Here is a 24605-nt window from a genome sequence, read left to right as displayed (position 1 = left end):
CGACTAGGGAGTAGTCCCGTCAACAAGGCGCTACCCTTCATTCGCGCCAAATACCGTAGCTTTCGGCTCCAACAAGCCCCCCACCATGCGATTCCACCACTTCCTCCCCACCCTGCTCCTCCTAACCCTCCTCTGCACCAGCGGCCGCGCCCAAAAAGCCATCACCATTCCAGACATGCAGACCTGGAACGTGATCGACGATGAAGAGATCGGTGCCGATGGCAGGTTTGTCCTTTACACCCTGACAAAAGACGTTGGCGACCCCATTGCCGTAGTCTATGACGGCAAGACGAAAACCGAACGCCGGTTTCCCCGGCTACACCGCGCCCGACTAAGTTACGATGGTCAACACCTGATCGGTCTGCTCAAGCCAGGCATGGCTACCGTGAAAGCACTAAAACTCTCCGAAAAAAAGAAAGCCAAGGACAAACTGGCCAAAATGGACAGCCTACTGGTATGGCACCTGACCGAACCGGAGCCCCGCATCATTCCCCGGGTCTATGACTTCAAAACCGGAGAACGCTGGAGTGGTCGTTACGCCTATACGACCGACTCTACCCTACCCGACAGCCTGCAAAAAGGACTGGACAAAGATGCGCACCGACTGCTGGTGCGGTCGTTCAGCACCCCGGACAGCTTCTACCTCGAAGGCGTAAAATCCTTCCTCCTGGCTCGTGACGCCGCCGTAGTGCTGGCGCACCAAACCGCCAAGGACAGCTCCTGGAAAGCCGGTATTCTACGCCTTGCCGACGATCTACAGTGGCAAACCCTCAGCAGCGATGAGGGCGACTACACTGCCCTGGCACTGAGCAACGACGGCAGCCAAGCCGCCTTCCTCACCGCTAATAAAGAGGCGAAGGACGCTCAAAAGCCCTTCCACCTTCACCACTGGCAGGGCGATGACCGCACGGCAGAAAAGCTGACGGGCGAGGCCCTCGACTGGATGCCGCAAGGCAGCCGCATCTCTGACGACCGCACTCCGGAGTTCAGCGACAACGGCGACTACCTCTTCTTCGGTACTACGCCGCGCCGGCCGGAGCGTGACACTAATCTACTCGACGAAGAAATTGCCGACGTCGAAATTTGGACGACCGATGACGACCGGATGTACACCGAGGAAAACCTCCGCCTTAGAGCGGAAGAGAAACGCACCTTCCTGGCCGTTTACCGGACCAAAGCCAACAGTTTCCTGCAACTCGGCACCCCGGATCGGCCTTACGATTACCAACCCAACGACCTCACCGGCCACTATGTAATGGTCTATGACGATCGTCCCTACTCCAAAGAGACTATGTGGGAAGGCGGGCCCGGCGCCCGGAATACCACCGTAGTGGATCTGCGCACGGGCGAACGCAAAGCAATGCTCGACGGCCAAGTCACCCCCGCCCGCTGGCTCGAAGGCGGTAAATACCTGGTTTGGTACAACCAGACAGACACCACCTGGAACAGTTTTGATGCCGCCAATGGCCAGGCGCACGTATTGACCACCAACGCCACCGGCGTTTTCTACGACGAGATCAACGACCGGCCGATGCACCCCAGCAGCTATGGTTACCAGGGCACGCTGTCCGGCGGCAACAAGTTCTTAGTAGCTGATCGTTACGACCTCTGGCAACTGGACCCCGCCGGGAAAGAAAAACCGGTTCGACTAACAAAAGGCCGGGAGAAGAACATTCGCTACTTCCTTCAGGATCTCGATCCGGAAAATCGGTTCATCGATCCCTCGGAAAAGGTATTGGCCGCCACGTTTCACCAAGACACTTACCATGAAGGTTACGGTTGGTTGAAGCTGACCGACGGCAGCTTCACCAGTTTACGTTCCGGCCCGAAGAATTTCGGCGATTTCGCCAAAGCACGGTCGGCCGAACAGTACCTCTATACCCGATCCGACTTCAGGGAATTCCCTGATCTGCGACTGACCGGCGACATGGCTAAAGAAGGAACCAGGATATCTCAGGCCAACCCTCAACAAAAAGACTTCGCCTGGGGCACCAATGAAACCTATGAATGGACCGATCTGCAGGGCCGTACCCTTAAGGGCCAGTTGGTAAAACCAGACAATTTCGACCCAAACAAGAAATACCCGCTGATGGTCAACTACTACGAGCGGAGCAGCGAGCGGGTCTACCGCCACCAGACACCCTTAGTGGGGCGGAGTAGCATCAACTACAGCCACTACGTCAGCAAGGGCTACGTTATTTTCAATCCGGACGTGGTTTACCGTATTGGGTACCCTGGCGAAAGTGCCTACGACTGTGTGATGAGTGGTTTGACCAGCCTACTGGCGGAAGGGTTCATCGACAAAGAGCGAATTGGGATGCAGGGACATAGTTGGGGTGGTTACCAGGCAGCCTATCTGGTGACGAAGACCGACCTGTTCGCCGCCGTCGAGTCTGGCGCACCGGTGGTCAACATGTTTTCTGCCTATGGCGGTATTCGCTGGGGCTCGGGGCGAAGCCGGCAGTTTCAGTATGAGCATACGCAGAGTCGCATCGGCGGCACGCCGTGGAGTCACTTCCAGCGATATTACGAAAACAGCCCGCTGTTCACTACCGACAAGATCAATACACCGCTGCTGATCCTGCACAACGATCACGACAGTGCGGTGCCGTGGGAGCAGGGCATTGAGTGGTTTACTGCTTTACGCCGATTGGGTAAACCTGCCTGGATGCTCAATTACCGGGGCGAGCCGCACTGGCCACTGAAAACTGCAAATCGGGCCGATTTCCAGACACGCATGGCTGCCTTCTTTGATCATTATTTGATGGGAGAACCGATGCCCATGTGGATGGCGGAAGGGGTCAAGCCTATTGAAAGGGCAAAGGGCTTAGATTGATAAACTTGTAGAACTATCGCATGTGATGGGTGAGTGTGCAAAGCGCAGCTAATGGCACTTGTGGTAGCTCTACCAGACTACCGACTACCGAACTACAAGACTACTTATTGGGGCGGGGCCGCAGGTGCAAGGAATGATAAAAGAGAAGCAGTCATGGAGCAGAACTTTATTGTTGCAATCGTAAGAATCACCAGGCACCTGGGAAATGACTTGTACCTGGCAGAAGATGTATTTGATGGTTCGGAAGTACGAGTCTCTGTCTTGGGAAGAATGCGAATGGTTGCTTCCCCATACCTTCAACTAGAAGACGAATGTATCATCCAGATGTCTCCCCATGACGTTTTCAGGGGAAGAATCATTACCAAAACTTCACTTAAAGGAAATCAGAGTGTATTTGGCAGTTATCTGGATGTCCGGAAACGATACGAGGCTAAATTCGGACCTTATACCAATGACTACACATTGGTTAAACGAGTTAAACAAACCTAACTTCCCGTAAAGAAAACATCCGTTCTCCCCCCTCCGCCAGCTCCAGTCGTAGCTGGCCAATTTCATTCACACCCCGTAAAACGGCGAAGAAGTATGTACCAGTTTCAACTTCCTGATAACGGCCAGGCAGGTTGTGACGATAGAGCAAGCCCTGATAGCGGTGGCCGAGCTCCTTCAATCGCCGGGGATCAGACAGCTGATAATTTTGGGCCAACCGAGCCAGCAGAAAGTTCAAAACTTCATCGGTGGAAAAGAGGGTACTGGAAAGCTGAGCAAGAGAAGTGGCTTTATCCGACAATTCCTCCGGAAAGTCCGCTTCATTTACGTTCAAACCGATGCCAATGACTGACCAGGAAACGCTGCTGCCACGCAGGCCGTTCTGCACCAGGATACCGGCTATTTTCTGGTCTCCGACGTAAACATCGTTGGGCCATTTAAGGCGAACGGTTGCGGCGAGCCCCGGGCTTAAAAAGTGGGCCACCGTTTCTGCTACTGCCAAGCCGGACAGTTGTGTCAGGGCAAAAATCCGGTCTACCGCCAAATGGTCAGGGTATACCACCATGCTAAACGTCAGGTTGTCACCCGGGGTAGAATGCCATCGGTTTGTTCCCTGCCCTCTACCCGCAGTTTGCTCATCGGCCCGGTACACTGCACCGGCTGTGGGGGGCTCCGAACCGGAGATGGCCCGCATTGCCTCAGCATTCGTACCGTCTGTTTCGCCGTAGTGGCGGGCAACTTTAGGAAAAAGTGTAGTGTTTATAAGGGGCAATGTCGTCCTATTGTCTTGATTTGAAGATAATACCGGTATCGAATGACCCAAAAGAGGGTTTAGTTCGTTCTAAAGAGGTACGGTTTTTGCTACCTTTAATAAGAAAAATCAATTATTCTGAACACGTCTGTAACCACTGCCCCCGCTAATCTCTCTACTCAAATGGAGGAGAGGCTGGAACTTATCCTCGATAGCATCCGGGACATCAAAGGTAAAAACATTGTCCGCATCGACTTGCGCCACCTGCACGACCGGCCGGCTGAGTTCTTTTTCGTCTGCGAAGGAGACTCCACTACTCAAGTATCATCCATTGCCGGACAGGTACAGAAGCGCATGAAGGTAGAACTCAATGAAGTGCCCAAAACCGTTACCGGCGGGCGGCATGCAAATTGGATTTGTCTGGACTATTTCGACGTGGTCGTACACGTTTTTTACCCGGAAACCCGTAAGTTTTACGAGTTAGAAGACCTCTGGAGTGACGGAGTAGTTACGACTTACGATCAGTAAACAAACTACTCTATCCTAAAATCAGCATGATTTTCCCAACGAATCGGGAAATCGTGCGTTAGCCTAAGAACATGGATAATAACAATCAAGATAACAAGCCCGAAGGAGGGCCGAAGTTCCAAAGCTACTGGCTTTACGCCATTATGTCTCTGGTGCTACTGGCACTGGTGGTTTCGAGTCTCGGCAGCGGAAGCAGCAACGAGATCGACGACGCGCGCCTGTATCAGATGCTACAGGACAAAGGAGCCATCGAGCATATTGACCTGGTCAATGGCCGGTCTGCCGAAATCTACATTTCTCCCGAAAAGAAAGGAGATACCGGAGCCTACCAGGATGCCTCTCAGGGAGGTATTAGTGGAACCCGGTACGATTATGTGATGCCGGTAGTTGACGCTTCTGTCTTTTACAGCAAACTCAAAGAGAAGGAGGACAACCTCAATATTCCTTTTGAAGATCGCGTACAGGTAAAATCAGTTCGTCGGACCAATTACATCGGTGAAGCCCTGCAGTGGTTATTGCCACTGGCAGTCATCGCGATCATCTGGATCGTCCTGATGCGTCGCCTTGGCGGCGGTGGCGGCGGCCCCGGCGGTCAGATCTTCAATATCGGCAAGTCCAAGGCAACCCTCTTCGATCAGAACAGTAAGGTGAACATCACGTTCGCCGATGTTGCCGGTCTTGACGAAGCCAAAGAAGAAGTAATGGAAGTTGTTGACTTCCTCAAAAACCCTAAGAAGTACACTGCACTCGGTGGTAAAATCCCTAAAGGTGTCTTACTTGTAGGCCCTCCCGGAACGGGTAAAACGCTCCTGGCTAAAGCCGTTGCTGGTGAAGCAGGCGTTCCATTCTTTACCATGTCCGGCTCAGACTTCGTTGAAATGTTCGTCGGTGTCGGTGCCAGCCGGGTCCGTGATCTCTTTAAGCAGGCTCGTGAAAAAGCGCCCTGTATCATCTTCATCGATGAGATCGACGCTATTGGCCGCGCTCGTGGTCGTAATGGTATGCAAGGTGGTAACGACGAAAGGGAAAATACCCTGAACCAACTCCTGGTGGAGATGGACGGTTTCAGCACAGATAAAGGCGTAATCCTGATGGCGGCAACTAACCGCCCCGATGTACTGGACAGCGCCCTGCTGCGCCCGGGCCGCTTCGATCGCCAGATCGGCATCGACCGCCCGGACCTGAAGGGACGCGAAGCCATCTTCAAGGTGCACCTGAAGACCATCAAGACCGACGGTGTTACCGTTGATGCCTTCACCCTGGCCGAAATGACCCCAGGCTTCGCCGGTGCCGAAATCGCCAACATCTGTAATGAAGCAGCCCTTATCGCTGCCCGTCGCAATCAGGACAGCGTAACCTTGGTTGACTTCAACTACGCCCTCGACAAAGCCATTGGCGGACTCGAAAAAAAGAACAAACTGATCAATCCAGACGAAAAGGAAATCATTGCTTACCACGAAGCCGGTCACGCCATTTGTGGTTGGTTCCTCGAGCACGCCAGCCCGCTGGTGAAGGTGACCATCGTCCCCCGCGGCGTTGCCGCGCTCGGCTATGCCCAGTACCTGCCAAAGGAGCAATACATCACCCGTACCGAGCAGATGCTCGACATGATGTGTATGACCTTCGGTGGCCGCGCCGCCGAGCAGGTCATCTTCGGAAAGATCAGCACTGGCGCTCAGAATGACCTTGATAAAGTAACTAAGCAGGCTTACGATATGATTACCGTTTACGGTATGAACCCGGAAGTCGGCCAGGTCAGCTTTTATGGTATGAGCAAGGATGCTTATCAGCGCCCTTACTCTGATGAAACGGCTACCCTCATTGACAATCAGGTCCGGAGGTTGCTGGACAGCCAGTACATGCGTGCGCAAGAACTGCTGAAGGACAAACGTGCTGAAGTGGAACTGTTGGCTAAAGAACTCCTCGACAAGGAGGTGCTCAGTAGCAAAGACCTCGTTCGCCTTATTGGCCCACGACCGGTAGATGCAGACAAACTCCCTCCGGTAGAGATGCCAGGAGTAGTGGATAACTCGCTGGACTCCTCACCAAACGGAGTCAGCTAGTGTCCTGAACACCATAAAGTAACCGAACTGCCGGCCGCCAGACCATTATGTCTGACGGCCGGCTTTGTTTTAGGGTAGCCTCGGCCCGTTACTTACCTTTGCTCTATGGCACACACTAAAGATGGTTTTCAGCTCCTCGAACATAAGGAATACCCCCAGGAAGAGATGCTTGAAAGAGCCAAAAGGCTTTTTCTACAGGCAAACGAACGCCGGACGGTAAGGGAATTTAGTGACCGGACGGTAGCGAAAGAGGTGATCGAATTGGTCCTCAAAACGGCGTCAACGGCGCCTAGCGGAGCAAATAAACAGCCCTGGAATTTTTGCGTCGTTACGAACCCGGACATCAAGGCAATAATCCGGGAAGCCGCAGAGAAGGAAGAATATGAGAACTACCACGGCCGTATGTCGGAAGATTGGCTCGACGATCTGAAAAAATTCGGTACCGACTGGCATAAGCCCTTTATCACCACCGCCCCGTACATCATCGTTGCCTTCAAGAAGACCTATGACCTGAACGCCGCGGGTGAAAAAGAAAAGAACTACTACGTGAACGAGTCCGTCGGTCTGGCCTGTGGCATGCTTATCAATGCCATCCACCACGCTGGATTAGTTACGGTCACCCACACCCCAAGCCCGATGAACTTCCTGCAAAAGGTGCTGGAACGGCCAGAGAATGAGAAAGCGTTTTTGCTGCTGCCGGTGGGGTACCCGGCAGAGGATGCTGCGGTTCCGGTGATTTCACGAAAGGAGTTGGAGGATATGAGTGTTTGGTATGAGTAACTAACTGTCTGCCAAAAACGTCATCTTGATAGTAACAAAATTTTCGCCAAGTACACTATGTACATAGAACTGCCGGACATCAGCACGCCGATCTCTTATGCACGTGAAATGACAAACGAAGAGTTTGAGGGTTTTTGTTTTGCCAATCCCGAATTGGTTATTGAACGTGAACCGAACGGAACCCTTACTATTATGTCGCCTGTATCTCCCTTAAGTGGTAATCGTGAAAACGAGATCAGTACCGACCTTAACCTTTATGCACGAGCTCATGGAGGAAAAGCTTTTAGTAGTAGCACTGGCTTTCGCTTACCGGATACTTCAGTAAAACCTCCTGATGCGAGTTACGTTTCAGCAGAACAAATGGATCAAGTCACTGAGTCAGGCTTACGCCACTTTGCGCCAATTGTTCCGGAATTTATTGTTGAGGTTATTTCGCCAACTGACAAGCTGCTGATCGGGAAGATAAAATGCGTAATGTCTGGATTAAAAATGGTGTCAAACTAGCCTGGCTGATCGACGTGGATTCCGATCGCCTGTGGATTTACCGGGCTGATCGTTCTGTGGAACTGGTCACGCCCCTGAATCGCGAAATTGGAGGAGAAGATGTCTTGCCGGGTTTTTCCTTTGATCTGACCCTGCTTTCGTAGAAAAAAAATTTCTTCCAGCCTATAGGTTGGGAAGTTGAGCGCTATGGGTTGATCTTTGCCGGAACGAAACCTTTTTACGGTCTTGTACAACCTGTAATGTGCAACTTGTAACCTCCAACCTCCACCGCGATGCCAACCAAACTCTGGGAAAAAGACTACGACCTCGATCAACGTATTGCTGACTTCACCGTCGGGCGCGACCGTGAGCTCGATCTTGAGCTGGCCCCTTTTGACATTCAGGGATCTCTGGCGCACGTCCAGATGCTTTCCGAAGTAGGTTTGCTTGATGCGGGCGCGGCGCGCAGGTGCAAGGAAAAGTTAGAGGAGCTGCATGCGGTAGCCCTGGCCGGAGACTTTGTGATCGAAGATGGGGTGGAAGACGTACACAGCCAGGTGGAATTACTACTGACCCGTGCCCTTGGCGATGACGGGAAAAAGATACACTCTGGCAGAAGCAGAAACGACCAGGTACTGGTGGATCTTCGGCTGTACTTCCGCCACCGGATCGAAGGCATTGTTGCACAGACCGCAGAACTTAGCCGGACGCTAACTGACCTGAGCGATGAACATAAGGACAAGCTGATCCCGGGTTACACCCACCTGCAAATTGCGATGGTATCCAGCTTCGGACTGTGGTTCGGTGCCTACGGCGAAGCGCTGATCGATGACCTGCGGATGTGGAAGGGTGTTTACGACGTCGTTAACCAGAACCCGCTTGGCTCTGCCGCTGGCTACGGCTCCAGCTTCCCCTTGAACCGGGATCGCACTACTGAATTACTTGGCTTTGACGAACCAGTCGTCAACGTCGTTGCCGCCCAAATGGGCCGGGGAAAGACGGAATTGCTGGTAGCCTTTGCCATTGCCGGTCTGGCCCAAACCGTTGGCAAAATGGCAATGGACGTATGCCTGTACAGCAGTCAAAACTTCGGTTTCCTGCAATTGCCCCCCGAGCTGACGACCGGCTCCAGCATCATGCCACACAAGAAGAATCCGGACGTATTCGAATTGCTCCGGGGCCGTTGTAACCTGCTGCAATCGCTACCGGCACAGATGAGCCAGTTGACCGCCAACTTACCTTCGGGCTATCACCGCGACTTCCAACTCCTGAAGGAAGCCATCTTCCCCGCACTGGATCAGCTGGAGGACGGGTTGGCCATTGCTCTTTACGCCCTCCCCCGCACCAGCGTCCGCGCCCAGGAACTCCCTACCGACCCAAGATACACCTACCTCTACAGCGTGGAAGCCGTCAACAACCTGGTACTGGAAGGCGTGCCCTTCCGCGATGCTTACACCCAGGTGGGCCGCGACATCGAAGCCGGCACCTTCGTGCCGCCCACCGAACTGAAGCATACCCACCTCGGCAGCCTTGGCAACCTGGGTAATGACCGGATTCGGGAGAAATTGGAGAAGGTGATGGACAGTTTTAAGCGTGATGCAAATCCGAAAGGATCTCCTGCAGCCGGGCGGTAGTGATTCCGTCATGCCAGTCTCGCCTAAAAGCTTCACTTGAAAAGATCAGTTTCCCTACGGGATAAACCTCTTCTGCCACCAGATCAACTTTGACGACGGGGTAATCTGACATACCATAAAATGGTATCGGATAGACCAGCTTGCCCGTTACAATTATTTCTTCTCCATCCGTGTTACCGTAAGCACGTTTTGCCTCGGCTCGTTCAATCCTGATCCAGGTTTGAAGTTCCAGCTCATCAGGTAAGTCGACAATATTAATGTGAAGCGCGCATTTAGTCAAGATGTATTTCCCGTCAATTAAATAACTCTGCTTGAACAGGGTTTTGAGTTCGCCCGGCTTCCTCCCACTGGTAATGTCGGAGATATCGTCGGGCAAAGGGAACTCCATCACTGTTTCCAGTTGATGTGGTTTGCCGCACCTCCGGCAGATGAATTTTTGATTGTCGCGCATGGTTATAATGAGGTGATCAAGGTGATTTTGCATTCGCGTAGCGAACGGGGGTATGATTGGGCGTGCCTAGCTGGGGCGACCGCAGGGGATCGCCCCTGCTAAAAAATGGTTTTTTCCTAACTCTAGCCAATATACCCGTAACGCTCCTATCTTAAGGTTATAGAACCTAACGTATGAAGACGCAATTCCCCACTGGTCGCTTACTCTCCCTGGATGCTTACCGGGGAATAACGATGTTTCTCCTCCTGGCCGAAGCTGCTTTGGTATACGGAACGATAACCCAATACTTCCCCGAGGAGAGTACCGGCGCGGCGATCATGCAACAGTTTCACCACCACCCCTGGAACGGTCTCCGCTTCTGGGACCTGATCCAGCCTTTCTTCATGTTCATCGTCGGTGTTGCGATGCCCTTTTCCCTGGCCTCCCGGGAACGAAAAGGGGCCACCTGGAACCAGTCCTTCCAACACATTTTGCGGCGCTGCTTTCTGTTATTGTGCTTTGGCGTAGGACTGCACTGGGTTTATAATGGCCACCCAGTCTGGGAGCTGTGGAATGTACTAACTCAGTTATCTTTCACCATCTTATTGACCTTTCTCATCTTGCGCTGGGACTGGAAAAAGCAACTGGGTGTTGCCCTTGCCTGTCTGGTGCTCACGGAAGTCCTGTACCGGCTTTACGACCCCGCCGCGCCCTTCGTAAAAGATCAGAATTTTGGAAGCTGGCTGGACATGGTCCTGATGGGTAAAATTAATGGTGGTGGTGGCTGGGTTACGGTAAATTGCCTGCCAACCGCGGCGCATACCATTTGGGGTGCCATTTGTGGCAACCTGTTGATGTCGTCTACTCCCGAACAGTCCAAAATCCGTTGGCTTGCCCTGGCTGGAGTTACCGGTTTGGTAATAGGGTATGGCCTGGACCTTACCGGCATTACCCCAATCATCAAGCGCATCGCCACCAGTTCGTTTACGCTGGCTTCAGGTGGCTGGGCGATACTGGCACTTGGCTTCTTTTACTGGCTGGTGGACGTTCAGAAAGTACAGCGCTGGACGGTCTTTTTTGCCGTCGTTGGTGCTAACTCCATTTTCATCTACCTCTTCGCTGAGACTATTGGTCATCAATGGCTGACTGGCTTTGGGCAGATCTTTGGAAATGGCATCCTGGAGCCCCTGGGCGTCTCCGAAGGTCTGGCCAATATTGTGAGCGCTTTTATCACCCTGGGTATGATGTGGTATCTGTGCTACTTCCTGTATAAGAAGCGAATCTTCTTCAAGGTATAGGCGGTTGTACAAAAAAAGAAGCCTCTGCGAAAAGAAAACAGCTTACCCTCAAGTAGACTATTCTCTTTTCGCAGAGGCAACAGTTAGCCCACGAGCCAACAATAATTTCTCTGAAGATCTACCCTATCGCTTCACAAAAGGGATCACTTCCTCTCCCGCCTTAAGGAGGTAGTAGCCGGCGGGTAGCTGACGCACATCAACAGCTTGTCCGATGGTAATTTGCTGTTGCCCAACCAACTGACCGTTCTGGCGATAGATGATGATTGATCCGGAGAAGGAAGAAGATAATTTGAGAAACTCTTGCGCAGGGTTAGGCCAGACCTGTACCTTATCTAATTCACCTTCAAGGGTAACGAGACGAACTTCGCTAAAGGTCGTTTGCCCATCAAGGTCCACCTGCCGGAGGCGGTAGAAATTACGGCCGGCGAGCGCGCGCTCATCGTCAAACCGGTACTCCTCAACCTGCTCGCTGTTACCAGCAGCCGCTACACGGCCAATGGGCAGGAAATCAATTCCGTCGTTGCTGCGCTGAACGTCAAAATAGTCGCTTCCAACTTCCGTTACGGTTGTCCAGGATAACCTGACAGACTGTTTCCCGAGGCGGGTGGCCGTGAATCCGACCAGATCCACCGGTAGAGAATTAACCCCCACTATGCTGAAATCATCGATGCCGCCTTCTACTACATGTCCTCCGTTATTGTCTCCGATCAGTGCTCCGAAACGCATGGTAGCCGTCAGGGGAATGGTTAATTCACTGAGGTTTACGCTTACTGGCACCCAGGTGCTGGTAGGTGTATTCGAGTCTTGATCGTTCGAGTAGAACACCCGCACGAATTCTCTTTCACTACCATTATCGAGGAATATCTTCAGTGTATCATTAGCCAATCCAGTACCTCCAGCATTGAAGAACCAGTAGGAAAAGTTGATTTGCACCTCGCTCAAGGCTCCGAAGAAAGCGGGATCAAAAGCGGGAGAAAGTAAAGTAGTATTACCGTTATCCACGTCATCAGTACCCGCAGACCCTCCAGCAGTGTTCCCCGTCACGTAGGCAAAATTGCCGATGTCGGTACCTCCGTCTACGTCCTGATCAGGATTCGAAGGCACTCCTCCCAGAGTGGTCCCGTTAGGCACCCCTCTTTCCCAGGCACCGGAAGTTGCGTCACTGCTGACCGTCCATCCCTGATCCATATCAAAGCCATCGAGGTAACCGGGAGCCAGTTGCAGGTTGAGGCTTTCTCCCGGCTCTATCGTAACGTCAGTGATGATGTTTTCAAACCCCCATCTACTGACGTGAGCTACATAGTCTCCCTCAAAGATATTAGGGATGGTAAGCTCACCGTTGCCATTGGCAACGGCATTAAAGGTTCCTTCTACTCCCTCTAACCTTACCTCAGCGGCAGGTATACTGGCGTTTGTTTCGATTGAGGTCACCTCTCCGGAAAGAGCGAACGAGACCTTAGGCTCCAGAGCTACGTCCATGATTTCCTCCACTCCGTTAGCGAAGTCAAGGGTAAAGGTCTTACTTACATAGCCACCAAGAGAATAGGTAACATTATAAGACCCCGCAGTTACCAGTCCCATTTTATAAGCGCCCAGAGCATTTGTTGTTGAGGTAACCCCCTCTGCGCTGGTAATTGTGACGGTTGCATTATTGAGCACATTATTGCTTGTAGCATCCGTAACAATTCCCCGCAGTCTGGCAGCCCTTTGATAATTTACGTCAATAATAAAAAGGCCGTTGTCAATATCTGTTGAAAGCACCAGTCCGGATGGCAGGAAGGGGTAAGCTCCCCAGGAGCCAAAAAAGCCTCCGTCTCCACCATACCAGTGATCGTAATAAGCCACTTCCACTAAATTGTCCGGTACGGAAGCGTCAATAATTTCCACCCCATCAGTATAGTGGCTGATTACCAGGTAATCGTTCAGGACGTGAACGTTGTGTGGGATAGTGTTACGGTTAAGGCTCCGCCGGGGGCGAAATTCATCGAGCAACTTAATGTCCAAAGGGTCAGAGACATCGTAAGCTGCCGTAGAGGCATTCTCCTCTTCATCGGTGGTAAAAACATAGTTCCCATCAGGCGTGGCCCAGGCATTATGCGTAAACGAAAAAGGCGTTTCCCGGGCACCTAACGCAATAATATTGGATGGATCCGAAACATCGTAGAGCGTGAGGTCCCCTATATTGAGTTCACTGGCGTACATAATTCCGTTAGAAACGTAGACATCGTGAGAGTAAATGCTCGGAGCGAATGCCTCAAAAATCGGCGTGCCGGGAGTAGTAGCTAGGTCATAAATGACCATTCCGCCATTGTTGATGTTAGCCCCGGCCACATAAGCCAGGCCGGTAGGCTCGTCGATATAAATGTTGTGTGCTCTGCTCAGGTTTGCTCCGGCAATGGTGCCGGAGGTGAAGAATTCGCTACTGACTGAGTTCGGAAGCCCCGAAAGGTCAATGGCCACAATACCATCAGATCCTCTATCAGCAACTACGTAGGCATAAGTGCCAAAAGTTTTAATATCTCGCCAAACAGACGTCGCGCCGGCAACGAAGGCCACTTCAACGATGTCGTCAGGGTCCGTAAGACTGACGACGGAGATACCATCGTTTCGGCCGACGAGGGCATATTCCGTACCATCGGGAGCTACGTAGCCCCATACATCGTTCAAATCTGAAGGAAAAGTCAGGCTGTCCCGGAAAGTAGTATTGAAGGCTGCTTGTGCAAAAAAGGTGGTGGTGCTTGCCATCAAGAAAGCAAAGAGAAAGAAGTTACGTAGCATGATGAAAGGTCGCGTGAAGAAGTAAGTCTGAAAGTGGAATGTGTTGTTAGGGTGCCTAGTGGTCGGCGAGTTAGATCCGACCACTAGAATATCTAAATCTTGCACGAAAGTAGTATTTATGCAAAAGTTCTTAGCAAAAGTTCTAAGATATGTCGGCGAGGTATGATTTTGGGAGGAAATTAGCCTTCTGATCAGGGAGCAGGCGCGAACGCAGGTGCAGGGAAAGTTGAAAAACAGGCCAGCCACTACTCCAGCGACCGCTCTACGATACAGGCCGACGCCCCTTCCAGCCAGCCGTGCCACTCAGGGCCATAAGCCATTCCAAGATATTCTGCCGACAGGCGGAAGGCGGCAAAAAAGGAATCGTTGACCTCCGCATCGTTTCCGCAAGACATTACCGATAGTTGCTTTCCCCGCAGCTGCCGCCCGAGGTCTTTCCTGCTCTTGAGCAGATCGCTCAGCCGATCAAAGAAGATTTTCATCGGCCCACTCATGGAGTACCAGTAAACGGGGCTGGCGAAGATGATTTGCTGGCGGGGCAGGATTTGTGTTTCGACCAGGCGCAGGAAGTCGTCGTTAGCGGGGTAAATCTGCTCGTAGTTAAAGGGGTAGATGGTGTAGTTGAGCAGGTCGAGGTGGTCGGCTTGTAATTCCTTGGCGAGTTGGCGGGCTACGTGGTAGGTGTCGCCTTGGGGGCGGGCGGAGGACTGGAGGATTAGTATTTGATGGGCTGCCACTATATCTTTTTTCAGTCTGGGATCAAATATTATTGAAGATGGTTGCTATAAAAAATGCTAAAATACTCCCTGCGATTAACCATGTAGGATGCCAATAGATTCTTTGAATCTCTTCCTTGGCTTTTCTCTCTGATTCAATAAGCTTATCGTGTAGAGAGTAGGATTTCCAGCTTAAGGAGATTATTTTCATGGTTAAAAACATAGCATAGAGAAAGAGAACATAATGTAGAATTAGAAAGATATAGTACAGGATTTCATAACCCATTTTCATTAGTTTTAAGCTTACCGATCAACAGTACCCTAAAATTTAGTCACAGCGATTGGAACAGAGAAAACAATCTTTTCAGCAAATCTGGTCGTTTCTTCACCTCAATTATCCAAACAGGACGATCGCCCAGACGAGCAACAAAATCTTCGTGGCGGTTCGGTGCCCACATAAATCCAGCTCCCGGCGGTTGATTCTCTAACGACTCAACGCGATAAGCTTCGGGGAGGTTACTAACGGAAGACAGATCGTAAGCATGGTGATAATCTGCCACGGGATGCCTTCCACAGTTATAAATTTCTCCCTCAATCGGTCCATACAATTTTTGGAAAAAGGATTTATTACGATTTTTGCCGTCTTCGTCCAAAAGGAGAAGAAAGCCAGCGAGGTCATCTGCAAACTTCATCAGGACGGGAGGATCATGATCCATAAAGTAAACCGGTCCCCAATTCCCCTCAGAATCAACATCCACTATCCAGGAATTTCCTCTGCCATCGCCGCAGAGGGTGATTGGATGGGCAAAAAACCTATCATTCCAACCTCTCAGTTTATCGGTAAAACGTATTTCATCGAGCCAGCCATACTCTAATCCACTAGCATAAGAAAGAAGCTCAATGATTTCTTCTGGCAGCAATCCCTTTGGCATATTCGCAGCTACTGCGGTAATCTCTTCCGGGCTCATCCCTGGCAACAGAGTGATTGAATAAGTGTCCCCATCTTCATCCTGATAAATCTTACCCTGCATGGAGCGAAGTATCCATAATGGTGTCTGCTTCATTATAATAAGCTTGTATACGGATTATGGAACTTAAGATGAACCAAGTGGTCGCAGCTTCAGCAACTCACTGTAAAGTACACAGTCAGCAACAGAAGTTGCGATAGCCAGCATAAATGCTGGGGAACCAACCTACACCCGCCCAACAGCCAAAGTAACCACCTCCTCCCCAGGCAGCTCCAGCTCCTCGCCGTCCACATCACCATCCAGCACCAGGCTGTCAGCCAGTACTTCAGCGGAGATGTAGTCGCGGTAAGCAGTAGCAGCTTCTTCAACGGCAGCAGAGCCCTGTAGCCGGACGCGGATGCGGTCCGTTACTTCAAAACCAAGATCCTTACGCATGTTCTGGATCCGGTTCACCAGTTCACGGGCAAGGCCCTCCTTAGCGAGTTCCGGCGTGACCGTAACGTCCAGGGCCACCGTCACTTCACCATCAGAGGCCACCTTCCAGCCAGGAATGTCTTCGGTAGCGATGAGGACATCCTCCAGCGTGATGTAATCGATTTGGTCAGGAGTAGCCTGGATGGCAAACTGGCCGTGCTCTTCGAGTGCAGCAATGGCCTCCGGTGTCATCTCTCCGATCTTTGCGGCAACGTCCTTCATCCGCTTACCGACTTTCTTGCCGAGTACCCGGAAGTTGGGTTTGATGCTCTTTTTCAGGAAGTCGCCATCGGTCAGGAATTCAACTTCCTTTACGTTGGTTTCGCTCTTGATGATGTCGGCAACGGCTTCTACGTGGCGCTGAAAATCAGCGTCGGTGCCCGGCACCAGGATCTTTTGCAGCGGCTGGCGCACCCGGAGGTTATCTGCCTTACGCAGGGAAAGCGTGAGGGAACTGATGCGCTGGGCATAGTCCATACGGGTTTCCAGGTCTTTGTCGATCAGGGAATCATCGGCCTGGGGCAGGATGCTTAAGTGGACGGAGTCAGCCTTCCGCTCGGCGGACGAGTCAGGGCTAGCGCCCGCCTCGGCCGACGAGCTGGCACCCAATAAGTCGCGGAAGAGCTGCTCGGCGTAGAAAGGTGCCACGGGGCTCATCAGCTGCGCCACCCGCACCAGGCAGGCATGTAAGGTTTGGTAAGCTGCACGCTTATCGGTGGACATTTCGCCCTTCCAAAAACGGCGACGGCATTGGCGCACGTACCAGTTGGACAACTCGGCGTTGACGAAGTTCTCGATGGCCCGGCAGGCCGGCGTAGCATCGTAAGCGGCGTACAGTTCGGTCACCTCCTTCGTGAGCGAGTTCAAACGGCTGATGATCCAGTGATCAAGTTCAGCAAGGTCTTTTTTAGCCACCTTCTTGTCCGTCGTCGGGTCATAGCCATCAACGTTGGCGTAGAGGGCGAAGAAGCCATAGGTGTTGTACAAGGTGCCAAAGAAGACACGACGTACCTCCTGGATGCCCTCCTCGTTAAATTTGAGGTTATCCCAGGGGTTGGCGTTGCTGATCATGTACCAGCGGGTAGCGTCGGCGCCATAATTGTCGATGGTTACGAACGGATCCACGGCATTGCCGAGACGCTTCGACATTTTTTTACCTTCCTTGTCCAGTACCAGGCCGTTGGAGACAACATTTTTGTACGCAACGGAGTCGAACACCATCGTACCGATGGCATGGAGGGTGTAGAACCAACCGCGGGTCTGGTCTACGCCTTCGGCGATGAAATCGGCGGGGAAAACCCGGTCAAATTTGTCTTTGTTCTCGAAAGGGTAATGCCACTGTGCGTAGGGCATGGAGCCACTATCGAACCAAACGTCGATGAGGTCGAGTTCGCGGATAAGCTTCTTGCCGTTTTGCCACAGTACGACGTCATCAATGTAAGGCCGGTGAAGGTCTTGCGGCACTTCCTGACTGAGGCCTAGTTCTTTATTGGCCAGGTCAATGCCGGCTTTAAGTTCTGCAATGGAGCCGATGCAAACTTCCTCGGTGCCGTCCTCACTTCTCCAGATCGGAAGCGGAATGCCCCAGTAACGGGAACGGCTCAGGTTCCAGTCCTGAAGGTTTTCGAGCCACTTGCCAAAGCGTCCGGTGCCGGTGCTTTCCGGCTGCCAGTTGATCGTATCGTTGAGTTCCGACATCCGTTCTTTGACGGCACTTGCTTTGATGAACCAGCTGTCTAGCGGGTAGTAGAGCACGGGCTTGTCCGTCCGCCAGCAGTGTGGGTAGCTGTGGTTGTATTTGGCGACGTTGAAGGCCAGGCCCACGGTTTTGAGGTGGATGGCGATGTCTACGTTTACGTCCTTATACGCTGGATCGTTCTTGTAGTCCTTAACGTAGCGACCAGCGAAGAGACCGGCGTCGTCGGTGAATTTACCCTGTTTGTCTACCAGGGTGAGGGAGCCGATGCCGTTGGCTTTGCCCACCGCCATATCATCCTGTCCGAAGCTGGGGGCGGTATGGACGATGCCGGTACCGGCGTCGGTGGTCACGAAGTGGCCGGAGATGACGCGGAAGGCGTCACCATCAGCAGGCTTTGGCCCTTCCAGCAACTGCTCATAGCGGATACCTTCCAGTTTACTACCGGGGAAGGGGGCGGAGATGGCTTCGATCACGGGCTGGTTATGGCCACCAAACCATTTACTGACTAATTCTTTGGCCATCACGACGTCGTTGGCGTCACCGGTGTACTGGTTCCTGGTCCTGACCTTTACGTATTCTATTTTGGGACCGACGGTGAGCGCCGTGTTACTTGGCAGCGTCCACGGCGTCGTCGTCCAGGCGGTGAGGTATACCGCACTGCTGTCTTCAGATCCCATTACGGCACCTGCGACCGCGCCCTCTTCTTCACTATCTTCTACAGGAGGCGAAACCGGAAGGCTCCACAGCCAAGCTGAATCATCCTTTTTCTGTGCCTTAAACATAGCTACCACGGTAGTGTCACTCACGTCCTGGTAAGCACCGGGCATGTTAAGCTCATGCGAGCTCAGGCCGGTACCCGCCGCCGGAGAATAAGGCTGGATGGTATACCCCTTATACATCAGGCCCTTATCGTAGATCTGCTTCAGCAGCCACCAGACGGACTCCATGTATTCTTTCTCGTAGGTCACGTAGGGGTTCTCGAGGTCAACCCAATAACCCATTTTTACCGTGATGTCGTCCCATATGCCCTTGTAGCGCATGACCGTTTCACGGCAGGCCTTATTGTAGTCATCGACCGAGATCTTCGTCCCGATGTCTTCCTTTGTGATGCCCAATTCAGACTCCACCTTTAGTTCAATCGGCAGGCCGTGGGTATCCCATCCGCCTTTACGCTCTACCCGTTTACCGGTCAGCGTTTGGTAGCGGCAAAAGATGTCCTTGATGGTACGGGCCATCACGTGGTGAATGCCCGGCATACCGTTGGCAGAAGGTGGTCCTTCATAGAAGACGAAGGAGTTGTCAACGTCCCGTTCTTCGATGCTGCGCGCGAAAATATCTTCACGCTCCCAGAATTCCAGGATCTGCTTATCTACTTCGGGAAGGTTGAGGTTTTTATACTCTTCAAACATGTTACAAGTTGCAGGTTACAAGTTGCAGGTTACAGATTACGAGTTGCAGGTTGGGTGCGCGACCTGTAACCTGCAACTTGAAACTTGAAACCTGATAAAAAAAGCTCCGGCGGAACAAGTCCGTCGGAGCTTTCATGCTGTTGGCGAACAGCGGCAACCTACGGACGCGGAGCGCTCGTAATAATTATGCCGTCAATAATTCGCGTAGTAGTCATATGGCAAAGGTAACACGTAGGGACTAAATGGGTTGAATCTCCACGAAGTTGCGGGGTAAGCTTAGAAGGCAAGCAAAGCGAAAGTTCGCTTATGAAGAAAAAAAAGATGAAAATCGCTTGCAGACAAAAGAATTTATTATACCTTGAGGCTACAATCAAGCGGTACAAAGTATTGTTAATGTTTGATTGATTTAGTTTTCATTTGGTTTTTTGGGGTTATTGGGAGGCAACGGTGTTGCCTCTTTTTTTGTGCTCAATTGGTGCTTAGTGGCATCAATTGCGAGGCAGGCGGAGCAGGAGAACCCGTACAAACGAACAGGTTTATAGTATTTTACGGACATGGGCGCGGCCGCAGGTGCAGGATAGTGGTTTGAAAGCACAGGTGCCTGGAGTTATTGCCCTGACCTTATATTTGCCTGACAATCAATGTGGGCACAATGCATTATTCCTATTCTGAAGTTAAGCTTGCCTATTTAGACACGATTGAGCTGTTACAGATGAAGGATGAGGTGCCTGTAACTTTGAATAACAAAATAGCGGAAGACCTTGGTCATTGGGGAGACGATAACTACTTCCTCCTGTTAGATTTTGTTGAACGCTTTAAGCTCGGGCACGAAGAGTACTGCCATGATGTATACTTTGAAAGTGAAGGGGAGATTATTACGTTCTGCACTCAAATTGTAGCTCCATTTGTCATGGTGGCCTGGCTCGTATGGAAAATCATCGAGCGTGCGGCTCCCGGATATACTACACCTGAATTCCTTAATCGATGGGAGAACCGTCTTAATCCACGCAAAGACCTGACCGTTGGGGACCTCATCGCCTGGAGGTTAGCGGGTGATTTTTGCTTACGAAAAGACGCTGCTATCCGAACCTATTGACAGCGTTAGCCCACCACAATCTCCCCCTCGTACCTAAGTTTTACGTTCACCGAATTAGCAATAAAGCACTTCGTCCCAGCTTCCTGGTGGAGTTCCCGGGCGCGATCTAATTTATCAGCCTGAGCGATGACAATGTGGGGCTTTAAGGTAACCGAAGCAAAACGACCACCCCCATCAGCATCTTCCGTCATCGTGCCTTCGGCCTGATCCACATATTCCAGGACGGTAATTCCATTGACGGAAGCCAGGTGGAGGTACCACAGCATATGACAGGCTGAAAGAGAGGAGACAAATAGCTCCTCCGGATTATACCGCTTGCTGTCGCCCCGAAAAATGGGGTCGGAGGACCCGGAGATGGTTCCGGATTTGCCGGCAGCGGAGATGGTGTGATCGCGCGCGTAGGCGCGGTAATCAAGGGTGCCGGAGCCGCGGTTGCCCGTCCATTCTGTTTTTATCTGGTAGTGGTGGTCTTTCATGGTGGTGTCTTTGTACCAGGCTAAATTACGGACAGTTGGCGAGTTGACGTGGCTTTGATTTATTAGGTAGTAGATAACAAATGAAACTTAGCTGCTAACTCGGCAGCCGCCGGACGGAGTTTTTACCGACTGCGTCAGGTGAAAACGATCCGTCAGATTGCGAACAATAGCATTGAGCACTCGTCCACACAAGGCATGGTGCATGGAACGCGCTCAAATCAAGTCAATTGAGCGGCTACCCGGGGGCCAAACTCTGCGACCAACTTGGCAATGCCTTCCGCATTTATTATCTCCAACTCCGGTAGTTCCACCAAAGGTTGGATACCGGTCAACTCCCTGACGATGCGTACCGTTTCCGGGCTGTCGCCGCCGGAATAGATCAGGCCGGCAATCGGGACCCCTCGTTGGCGGAGGCAGGCGATGCTTAACAGCGTATGGTTGATGCTCCCGAGGTAGTGGCGGGAAACCAGGATGACCGGCAGGCCTAGATGAACCATAAGGTCGGTGACCGTCTCCTGGTCATTGATGGGAACCAACAGTCCTCCTGCTCCTTCTACGATGAGGGGTCGACCGTTTGTTTCGGGCAGGGAGAAATCGGATAACCTGATGGCGACGCCATCGAGGTGGGCGGCATAGTGTGGACTGGCCGGCGTGTTCAGCGCATGGCGAACGGGGTGGAAACGGTCGGGCGGTGTACCGGTCCAGGACCGTACACGGTCAGCATCACCGAAGTTGAGGTCTCCGGCCTGGATGGGTTTCCAGTAATCGGCATTCAGTGCTTTTTGCAGGAATGCGCTGGCGACCGTTTTGCCGGCGTCGGTGTGGATGCCCGTAACAAAGTATTTCATAGCCTGATAACGCTACCTCCCCAATTAACGTTCTCTGCTCCTCAACCATTCCCCTGCACCTGCGTTCCCGCCAAATAATGCTTCCCACTAACCATATCCGCCTGAGCAACACGCTGTGTCTTGCCCCCATCCGCCCCGAAGACCATCCGACACATTTGGCGTTGATGCAACGAATATACCCGCCCGCCTTTGCTTACCTCTGGCCGGATAAAGGAGCCTGGTACATCAACCATGTGCACGGTAAACAAGCATTCCTTAAAGACCTCGAAAGGCCAGACGCGCCCTACTATCACGTTTACCAACACGAAAAACTCGTCGGTATATTCCAGCTGAAGTTGCACGCTCTTTGTCCCGATTGTCCAGCGGTGCCGGCCCTCAAACTCGACCGGATGTACCTGGCCGACGAAGTGCGCGGGCAGGGAATAGGCAAAGCCCTCGTGGCCTATGCCCGAGAGGAAACCCGCCGCAAGGGTAAGGAGATTCTTTGGTTGGACAGAATGGATTCCAACGAAGCCACCATCGGTTTCTATCGCAAGTTGGGCTTCATAGAAAGTGGACAATTCCGGCTCCCTTTCGAGCAGATGCACCCTGAATATCGGGGGATGTGGCGGGTTATGCTGAGGGTGTGACTACTCACTTTCAGGCAGCAGCTCAGCGACGATCACCTCACCGGCAAAAGGACTTATAAACGTAGCACTCTCTGCATAATGATTCATTGAGGCATAGAGCCATTGATCCGGATCAGGCTGGAGATACACCTCGATTTTGCGCTTCCGAAGATTTATGATCCAATACTCCTGAAGAATACGTTTCCAATCCGACAATACCACTCCGAATCACGTATCTTGGCCGTGATAATAAAACCTACCATTTGAGCATCTGGGATACCCTATTCGGCCGCGCCCCTGGCTACGACCCTACCAACGGGCCCGACTTCAGTTTCGGGCGGTACACCGACGCGTTCAAAACGCCGGAAAACTATGCAGCGTGGGACAAATCCTTACAAGCCTTCGAAAAAGGCAACTACCTGCAAAGTTGCGAAGCCTTCATGGCCTATCTCTACGACCCAAAGGAAGACAATGTAAAGTGGAAATCAGAAGACGGCAAACTCTACTTCGAATTTTACCAGGGCAGTAAGCGGGTTACCGGTTTTGCTGATGTGGAGCAACTGCGGGCTACCGCCCGCATTGCCCGCCTGGACGCCAATAATGCCGACCTGCTGCATCGCCTGACCACGATGAACTATGAGATGAAATACAGCCGCTTCGCCATCGACGAAGAGGACTGTCTTACCATCATTTTCGACTCCCCCATCAACGATGCCAGCCCCCACAAACTCTACCACGCCCTTAAAGAAATGGCCCTGCGGGCCGACAAGCAGGATGATCTGCTCCTCGAAGAGTTCGGCGATTTTCTCAGCCCCGTTGAGATCACCCACCTGCGGGAGCTGTCAAGTGATGAGAAACAGCTTAAACTGGATTTCCTGCGCAACCATATCCAGCAGGTCATCGATTACCTTGCCAGCGGCACCCTGAACCCCGAAGAACAACCGGGAGCGGTAGCCTATCTACTCCTTGACCTGGTGTACCGGCTTGATTACCTGCTCATTCCTGAAGGATACACCATGGAGGCACTGGAGCGGATGCACCGCATGTACTTTGCCCGCGAAGACGACCAACCAGTAACCTATAAGAACGTACGTTTGCTGGGGGAGCTTCAGCACCTGTTGCGACGGGCGCCGGAGTCCTTCTCCGAAGAGTTGTATGCCGGGAAGTCCACCTTTGGCATCACCCTACCCGCCAACCACGACCGGTTGGCCAACCTGATCAATAACGAGCTGCCCAATATGGACTGGTATCAGGACAACGGCTTCCCCGAAGTTGCTCAGGCAGTTCCTGGCTACATCGCCGGCTATGCCTTGTTCAATTATGCCGTACCGCCGCCCGACAAAGATTTGTTACAACTTTACTACAGGGTCTGCGAAGACAAATATTTCCAGGTACTGGGCTATAAACAGCAGTTCCTTGACCGGGACGGACGACCGGCCCGGCGCGCCATACGCGCCGCCATCAATGACCTGACCGATAAGCACCGCGAGGCATTCCCCCGGCTCCGCCCTGCCGTCAGCCAGTTGAATTTCGACAACCTGATGGATTTCGGACGGTCGTTTTTGGGAATGGTGCGGGATTTAGACCTTAGTAAGCCTTAGGTGGTCTGTGGGTGCTCTTGGTCCGTTAGTGCTAAAAGACCAATAGCTCCAATAATACCAAGCAGGGCGCGGCCGCAGGTGCAAGGGAAGGGATCAAGGAGCAGGAAAAACAGGACGCTTCGTTTTCAGTCTTCCATTTTCCGGAACAAACCCGCATTGGTCTTACTGGGCAGATCACCAGACCCGTCAGATCCAGGGCGTAAACCGCCCTACCCTTTTCCGGTACGCTGAATACGCAGGGTATTGAGCCTCCAATAGTTTTTCTTCATAGCTGGATTTGAAATAGAATAGAACCAATAAAGCCAATCCTACTACCATCCGATATCCCGAACCGGTGTAAAACGCATAACCAAACGCTGCGGCAACCAGGCAAGTGTAAATCGGGTGACGAGCGTAAGCGAAGGGCCCAACCGTGATCAGTTCTCCGCCAGCGACGGGAGTCGGGAACGGAGAGAATTTCTTCCAAAGGAAGGTGAAGGCACCAAAGCCGGTAAGTACTGCAATGACCGCAAGCAATAGCCCCAGGTTACCTAATGTATCTGATCGGCCGAAAGTAAGCAAGTCCGGCTCCAAGGCGTAGGCCATGAACAGTATGAGTTGAATGCCTACGAAGAGGTAGTCTTGGGTTGTTTTTTGAGCCATC

General features: G+C 52.2%; 20 protein-coding genes. 11 read left to right on the top strand and 9 right to left on the bottom strand.

Going from position 1 to position 24605, the window contains the following annotated elements; genetic code table 11:
- Positions 1 to 85: 85 nt before the first annotated feature.
- Positions 86 to 2836: an alpha/beta hydrolase family protein gene (locus tag B036_RS0114195; RefSeq protein WP_020569390.1), complete on the top strand. Its 2751-nt coding sequence runs from the start codon at positions 86 to 88 to the stop codon at positions 2834 to 2836.
- Between the two features lie 475 nt (positions 2837 to 3311).
- On the opposite strand, the gene B036_RS0114185 is transcribed toward B036_RS0114195, so the two are convergent.
- Entirely contained in the window at positions 3312 to 4094 is a 783-nt protein-coding gene (locus tag B036_RS0114185) for a biotin--[acetyl-CoA-carboxylase] ligase (RefSeq protein WP_020569388.1), read from the bottom strand.
- Positions 4095 to 4256: 162 nt separating this feature from the next.
- Here B036_RS0114185 and rsfS point away from each other — a divergent pair, with 162 nt between their 5' ends.
- From rsfS to argH, 6 genes are all read left to right on the top strand, one after another.
- A complete protein-coding gene (gene rsfS, locus B036_RS0114180) occupies positions 4257 to 4601 on the top strand; it encodes a ribosome silencing factor (RefSeq protein ID WP_020569387.1) in 345 nt (114 codons plus the stop codon).
- Positions 4602 to 4672: 71 nt separating this feature from the next.
- Positions 4673 to 6664, top strand: a complete 1992-nt coding sequence (gene ftsH / locus B036_RS0114175) for an ATP-dependent zinc metalloprotease FtsH (protein WP_020569386.1) — start codon at positions 4673 to 4675, stop codon at positions 6662 to 6664.
- 105 nt (positions 6665 to 6769) lie between these two features.
- Positions 6770 to 7444, top strand: coding sequence for a nitroreductase family protein (locus B036_RS0114170; protein ID WP_020569385.1), 675 nt, complete (start codon positions 6770 to 6772; stop codon positions 7442 to 7444).
- Between the two features lie 57 nt (positions 7445 to 7501).
- Positions 7502 to 7948: a Uma2 family endonuclease gene (locus tag B036_RS29405; protein ID WP_052333961.1), complete on the top strand. Its 447-nt coding sequence runs from the start codon at positions 7502 to 7504 to the stop codon at positions 7946 to 7948.
- Positions 7912 to 8091 carry a Uma2 family endonuclease gene (locus B036_RS34450; protein ID WP_157472162.1) on the top strand — a complete coding sequence of 60 codons (180 nt, stop codon included), beginning with the start codon at positions 7912 to 7914 and terminating at the stop codon, positions 8089 to 8091. Before B036_RS29405 ends, B036_RS34450 begins: the two co-directional genes overlap by 37 nt.
- Before the next feature lie 129 nt (positions 8092 to 8220).
- The gene (argH, locus tag B036_RS0114160; RefSeq protein WP_020569383.1) at positions 8221 to 9561 is read left to right on the top strand and encodes an argininosuccinate lyase; all 1341 of its coding nucleotides are present in this window, start codon (positions 8221 to 8223) and stop codon (positions 9559 to 9561) included.
- On the opposite strand, the gene B036_RS0114155 is transcribed toward argH, so the two are convergent.
- On the bottom strand, positions 9515 to 10045 hold the full coding sequence (locus tag B036_RS0114155; protein WP_020569382.1) for a DUF2199 domain-containing protein: 531 nt from the start codon (positions 10043 to 10045) through the stop codon (positions 9515 to 9517). The two genes, argH and B036_RS0114155, sit on opposite strands and share 47 nt — an antisense overlap.
- A gap of 140 nt (positions 10046 to 10185) precedes the next feature.
- Between B036_RS0114155 and B036_RS0114150 the strand changes: the two genes are divergently transcribed.
- Positions 10186 to 11289 (top strand): acyltransferase family protein, encoded by a 1104-nt coding sequence (locus B036_RS0114150; protein ID WP_020569381.1) that lies wholly within the window; start codon positions 10186 to 10188, stop codon positions 11287 to 11289.
- 123 nt (positions 11290 to 11412) lie between these two features.
- Here B036_RS0114150 and B036_RS29400 read toward each other — a convergent pair whose 3' ends face one another.
- The 4 genes from B036_RS29400 to ileS form a co-directional block, all read right to left on the bottom strand.
- Positions 11413 to 14067: a choice-of-anchor B family protein gene (locus B036_RS29400; protein WP_020569380.1), complete on the bottom strand. Its 2655-nt coding sequence runs from the start codon at positions 14065 to 14067 to the stop codon at positions 11413 to 11415.
- 245 nt (positions 14068 to 14312) lie between these two features.
- The gene (locus B036_RS29395) at positions 14313 to 14804 is read right to left on the bottom strand and encodes a flavodoxin family protein (RefSeq protein WP_020569379.1); all 492 of its coding nucleotides are present in this window, start codon (positions 14802 to 14804) and stop codon (positions 14313 to 14315) included.
- Positions 14805 to 15115: 311 nt separating this feature from the next.
- Positions 15116 to 15847, bottom strand: a complete 732-nt coding sequence (locus tag B036_RS0114130) for an SMI1/KNR4 family protein (RefSeq protein WP_020569377.1) — start codon at positions 15845 to 15847, stop codon at positions 15116 to 15118.
- Positions 15848 to 15976: 129 nt separating this feature from the next.
- Positions 15977 to 19333 carry an isoleucine--tRNA ligase gene (gene ileS / locus B036_RS0114125; RefSeq protein ID WP_020569376.1) on the bottom strand — a complete coding sequence of 1119 codons (3357 nt, stop codon included), beginning with the start codon at positions 19331 to 19333 and terminating at the stop codon, positions 15977 to 15979.
- A gap of 652 nt (positions 19334 to 19985) precedes the next feature.
- Between ileS and B036_RS0114115 the strand changes: the two genes are divergently transcribed.
- Entirely contained in the window at positions 19986 to 20429 is a 444-nt protein-coding gene (locus B036_RS0114115) for a DUF1493 family protein (protein ID WP_020569374.1), read from the top strand.
- A gap of 5 nt (positions 20430 to 20434) precedes the next feature.
- Here B036_RS0114115 and B036_RS0114110 read toward each other — a convergent pair whose 3' ends face one another.
- On the bottom strand, positions 20435 to 20905 hold the full coding sequence (locus B036_RS0114110) for an OsmC family protein (protein ID WP_020569373.1): 471 nt from the start codon (positions 20903 to 20905) through the stop codon (positions 20435 to 20437).
- A 218-nt stretch (positions 20906 to 21123) separates the two neighbouring features.
- Positions 21124 to 21753 carry a dethiobiotin synthase gene (bioD, locus tag B036_RS0114105; protein ID WP_020569372.1) on the bottom strand — a complete coding sequence of 210 codons (630 nt, stop codon included), beginning with the start codon at positions 21751 to 21753 and terminating at the stop codon, positions 21124 to 21126.
- Between the two features lie 77 nt (positions 21754 to 21830).
- On the opposite strand from bioD, the gene B036_RS0114100 reads away from it, so the two are divergent.
- Entirely contained in the window at positions 21831 to 22382 is a 552-nt protein-coding gene (locus tag B036_RS0114100; protein ID WP_026231986.1) for a GNAT family N-acetyltransferase, read from the top strand.
- 242 nt (positions 22383 to 22624) lie between these two features.
- Positions 22625 to 23962, top strand: coding sequence for a type III secretion system chaperone family protein (locus tag B036_RS0114090; RefSeq protein WP_020569369.1), 1338 nt, complete (start codon positions 22625 to 22627; stop codon positions 23960 to 23962).
- Positions 23963 to 24148: 186 nt separating this feature from the next.
- Here the strand turns inward: B036_RS0114090 and B036_RS0114085 are convergent, their stop codons facing one another.
- Positions 24149 to 24604: a methyltransferase family protein gene (locus B036_RS0114085; protein ID WP_020569368.1), complete on the bottom strand. Its 456-nt coding sequence runs from the start codon at positions 24602 to 24604 to the stop codon at positions 24149 to 24151.
- Between the last annotated feature and the right edge of the window lies 1 nt (position 24605).

Source organism: Neolewinella persica DSM 23188 (genome assembly GCF_000373105.1).
Classification (GTDB): domain Bacteria; phylum Bacteroidota; class Bacteroidia; order Chitinophagales; family Saprospiraceae; genus Neolewinella; species Neolewinella persica.
The sequence above is the reverse complement of the archived record's forward strand: the minus strand, read 5'-3'. Positions and strand labels throughout refer to the sequence as shown.

What these genes read in the sequence shown, in the direction of transcription:
- B036_RS0114195 (WP_020569390.1), top strand. Translation starts at nt 86, where the DNA reads ATGCGATTCCACCACTTCCTCCCCACCCTGCTCCTCCTAACCCTCCTC.
- rsfS (WP_020569387.1), top strand. Translation starts at nt 4,257, where the DNA reads ATGGAGGAGAGGCTGGAACTTATCCTCGATAGCATCCGGGACATCAAA.
- ftsH (WP_020569386.1), top strand. Translation starts at nt 4,673, where the DNA reads ATGGATAATAACAATCAAGATAACAAGCCCGAAGGAGGGCCGAAGTTC.
- B036_RS0114170 (WP_020569385.1), top strand. Translation starts at nt 6,770, where the DNA reads ATGGCACACACTAAAGATGGTTTTCAGCTCCTCGAACATAAGGAATAC.
- B036_RS29405 (WP_052333961.1), top strand. Translation starts at nt 7,502, where the DNA reads ATGTACATAGAACTGCCGGACATCAGCACGCCGATCTCTTATGCACGT.
- B036_RS34450 (WP_157472162.1), top strand. Translation starts at nt 7,912, where the DNA reads ATGCGTAATGTCTGGATTAAAAATGGTGTCAAACTAGCCTGGCTGATC.
- argH (WP_020569383.1), top strand. Translation starts at nt 8,221, where the DNA reads ATGCCAACCAAACTCTGGGAAAAAGACTACGACCTCGATCAACGTATT.
- B036_RS0114155 (WP_020569382.1), bottom strand. Translation starts at nt 10,045, where the DNA reads ATGCAAAATCACCTTGATCACCTCATTATAACCATGCGCGACAATCAA.
- B036_RS0114150 (WP_020569381.1), top strand. Translation starts at nt 10,186, where the DNA reads ATGAAGACGCAATTCCCCACTGGTCGCTTACTCTCCCTGGATGCTTAC.
- B036_RS29400 (WP_020569380.1), bottom strand. Translation starts at nt 14,067, where the DNA reads ATGCTACGTAACTTCTTTCTCTTTGCTTTCTTGATGGCAAGCACCACC.
- B036_RS0114130 (WP_020569377.1), bottom strand. Translation starts at nt 15,847, where the DNA reads ATGAAGCAGACACCATTATGGATACTTCGCTCCATGCAGGGTAAGATT.
- ileS (WP_020569376.1), bottom strand. Translation starts at nt 19,333, where the DNA reads ATGTTTGAAGAGTATAAAAACCTCAACCTTCCCGAAGTAGATAAGCAG.
- B036_RS0114115 (WP_020569374.1), top strand. Translation starts at nt 19,986, where the DNA reads ATGCATTATTCCTATTCTGAAGTTAAGCTTGCCTATTTAGACACGATT.
- B036_RS0114110 (WP_020569373.1), bottom strand. Translation starts at nt 20,905, where the DNA reads ATGAAAGACCACCACTACCAGATAAAAACAGAATGGACGGGCAACCGC.
- bioD (WP_020569372.1), bottom strand. Translation starts at nt 21,753, where the DNA reads ATGAAATACTTTGTTACGGGCATCCACACCGACGCCGGCAAAACGGTC.
- B036_RS0114100 (WP_026231986.1), top strand. Translation starts at nt 21,831, where the DNA reads ATGCTTCCCACTAACCATATCCGCCTGAGCAACACGCTGTGTCTTGCC.
- B036_RS0114085 (WP_020569368.1), bottom strand. Translation starts at nt 24,604, where the DNA reads ATGGCTCAAAAAACAACCCAAGACTACCTCTTCGTAGGCATTCAACTC.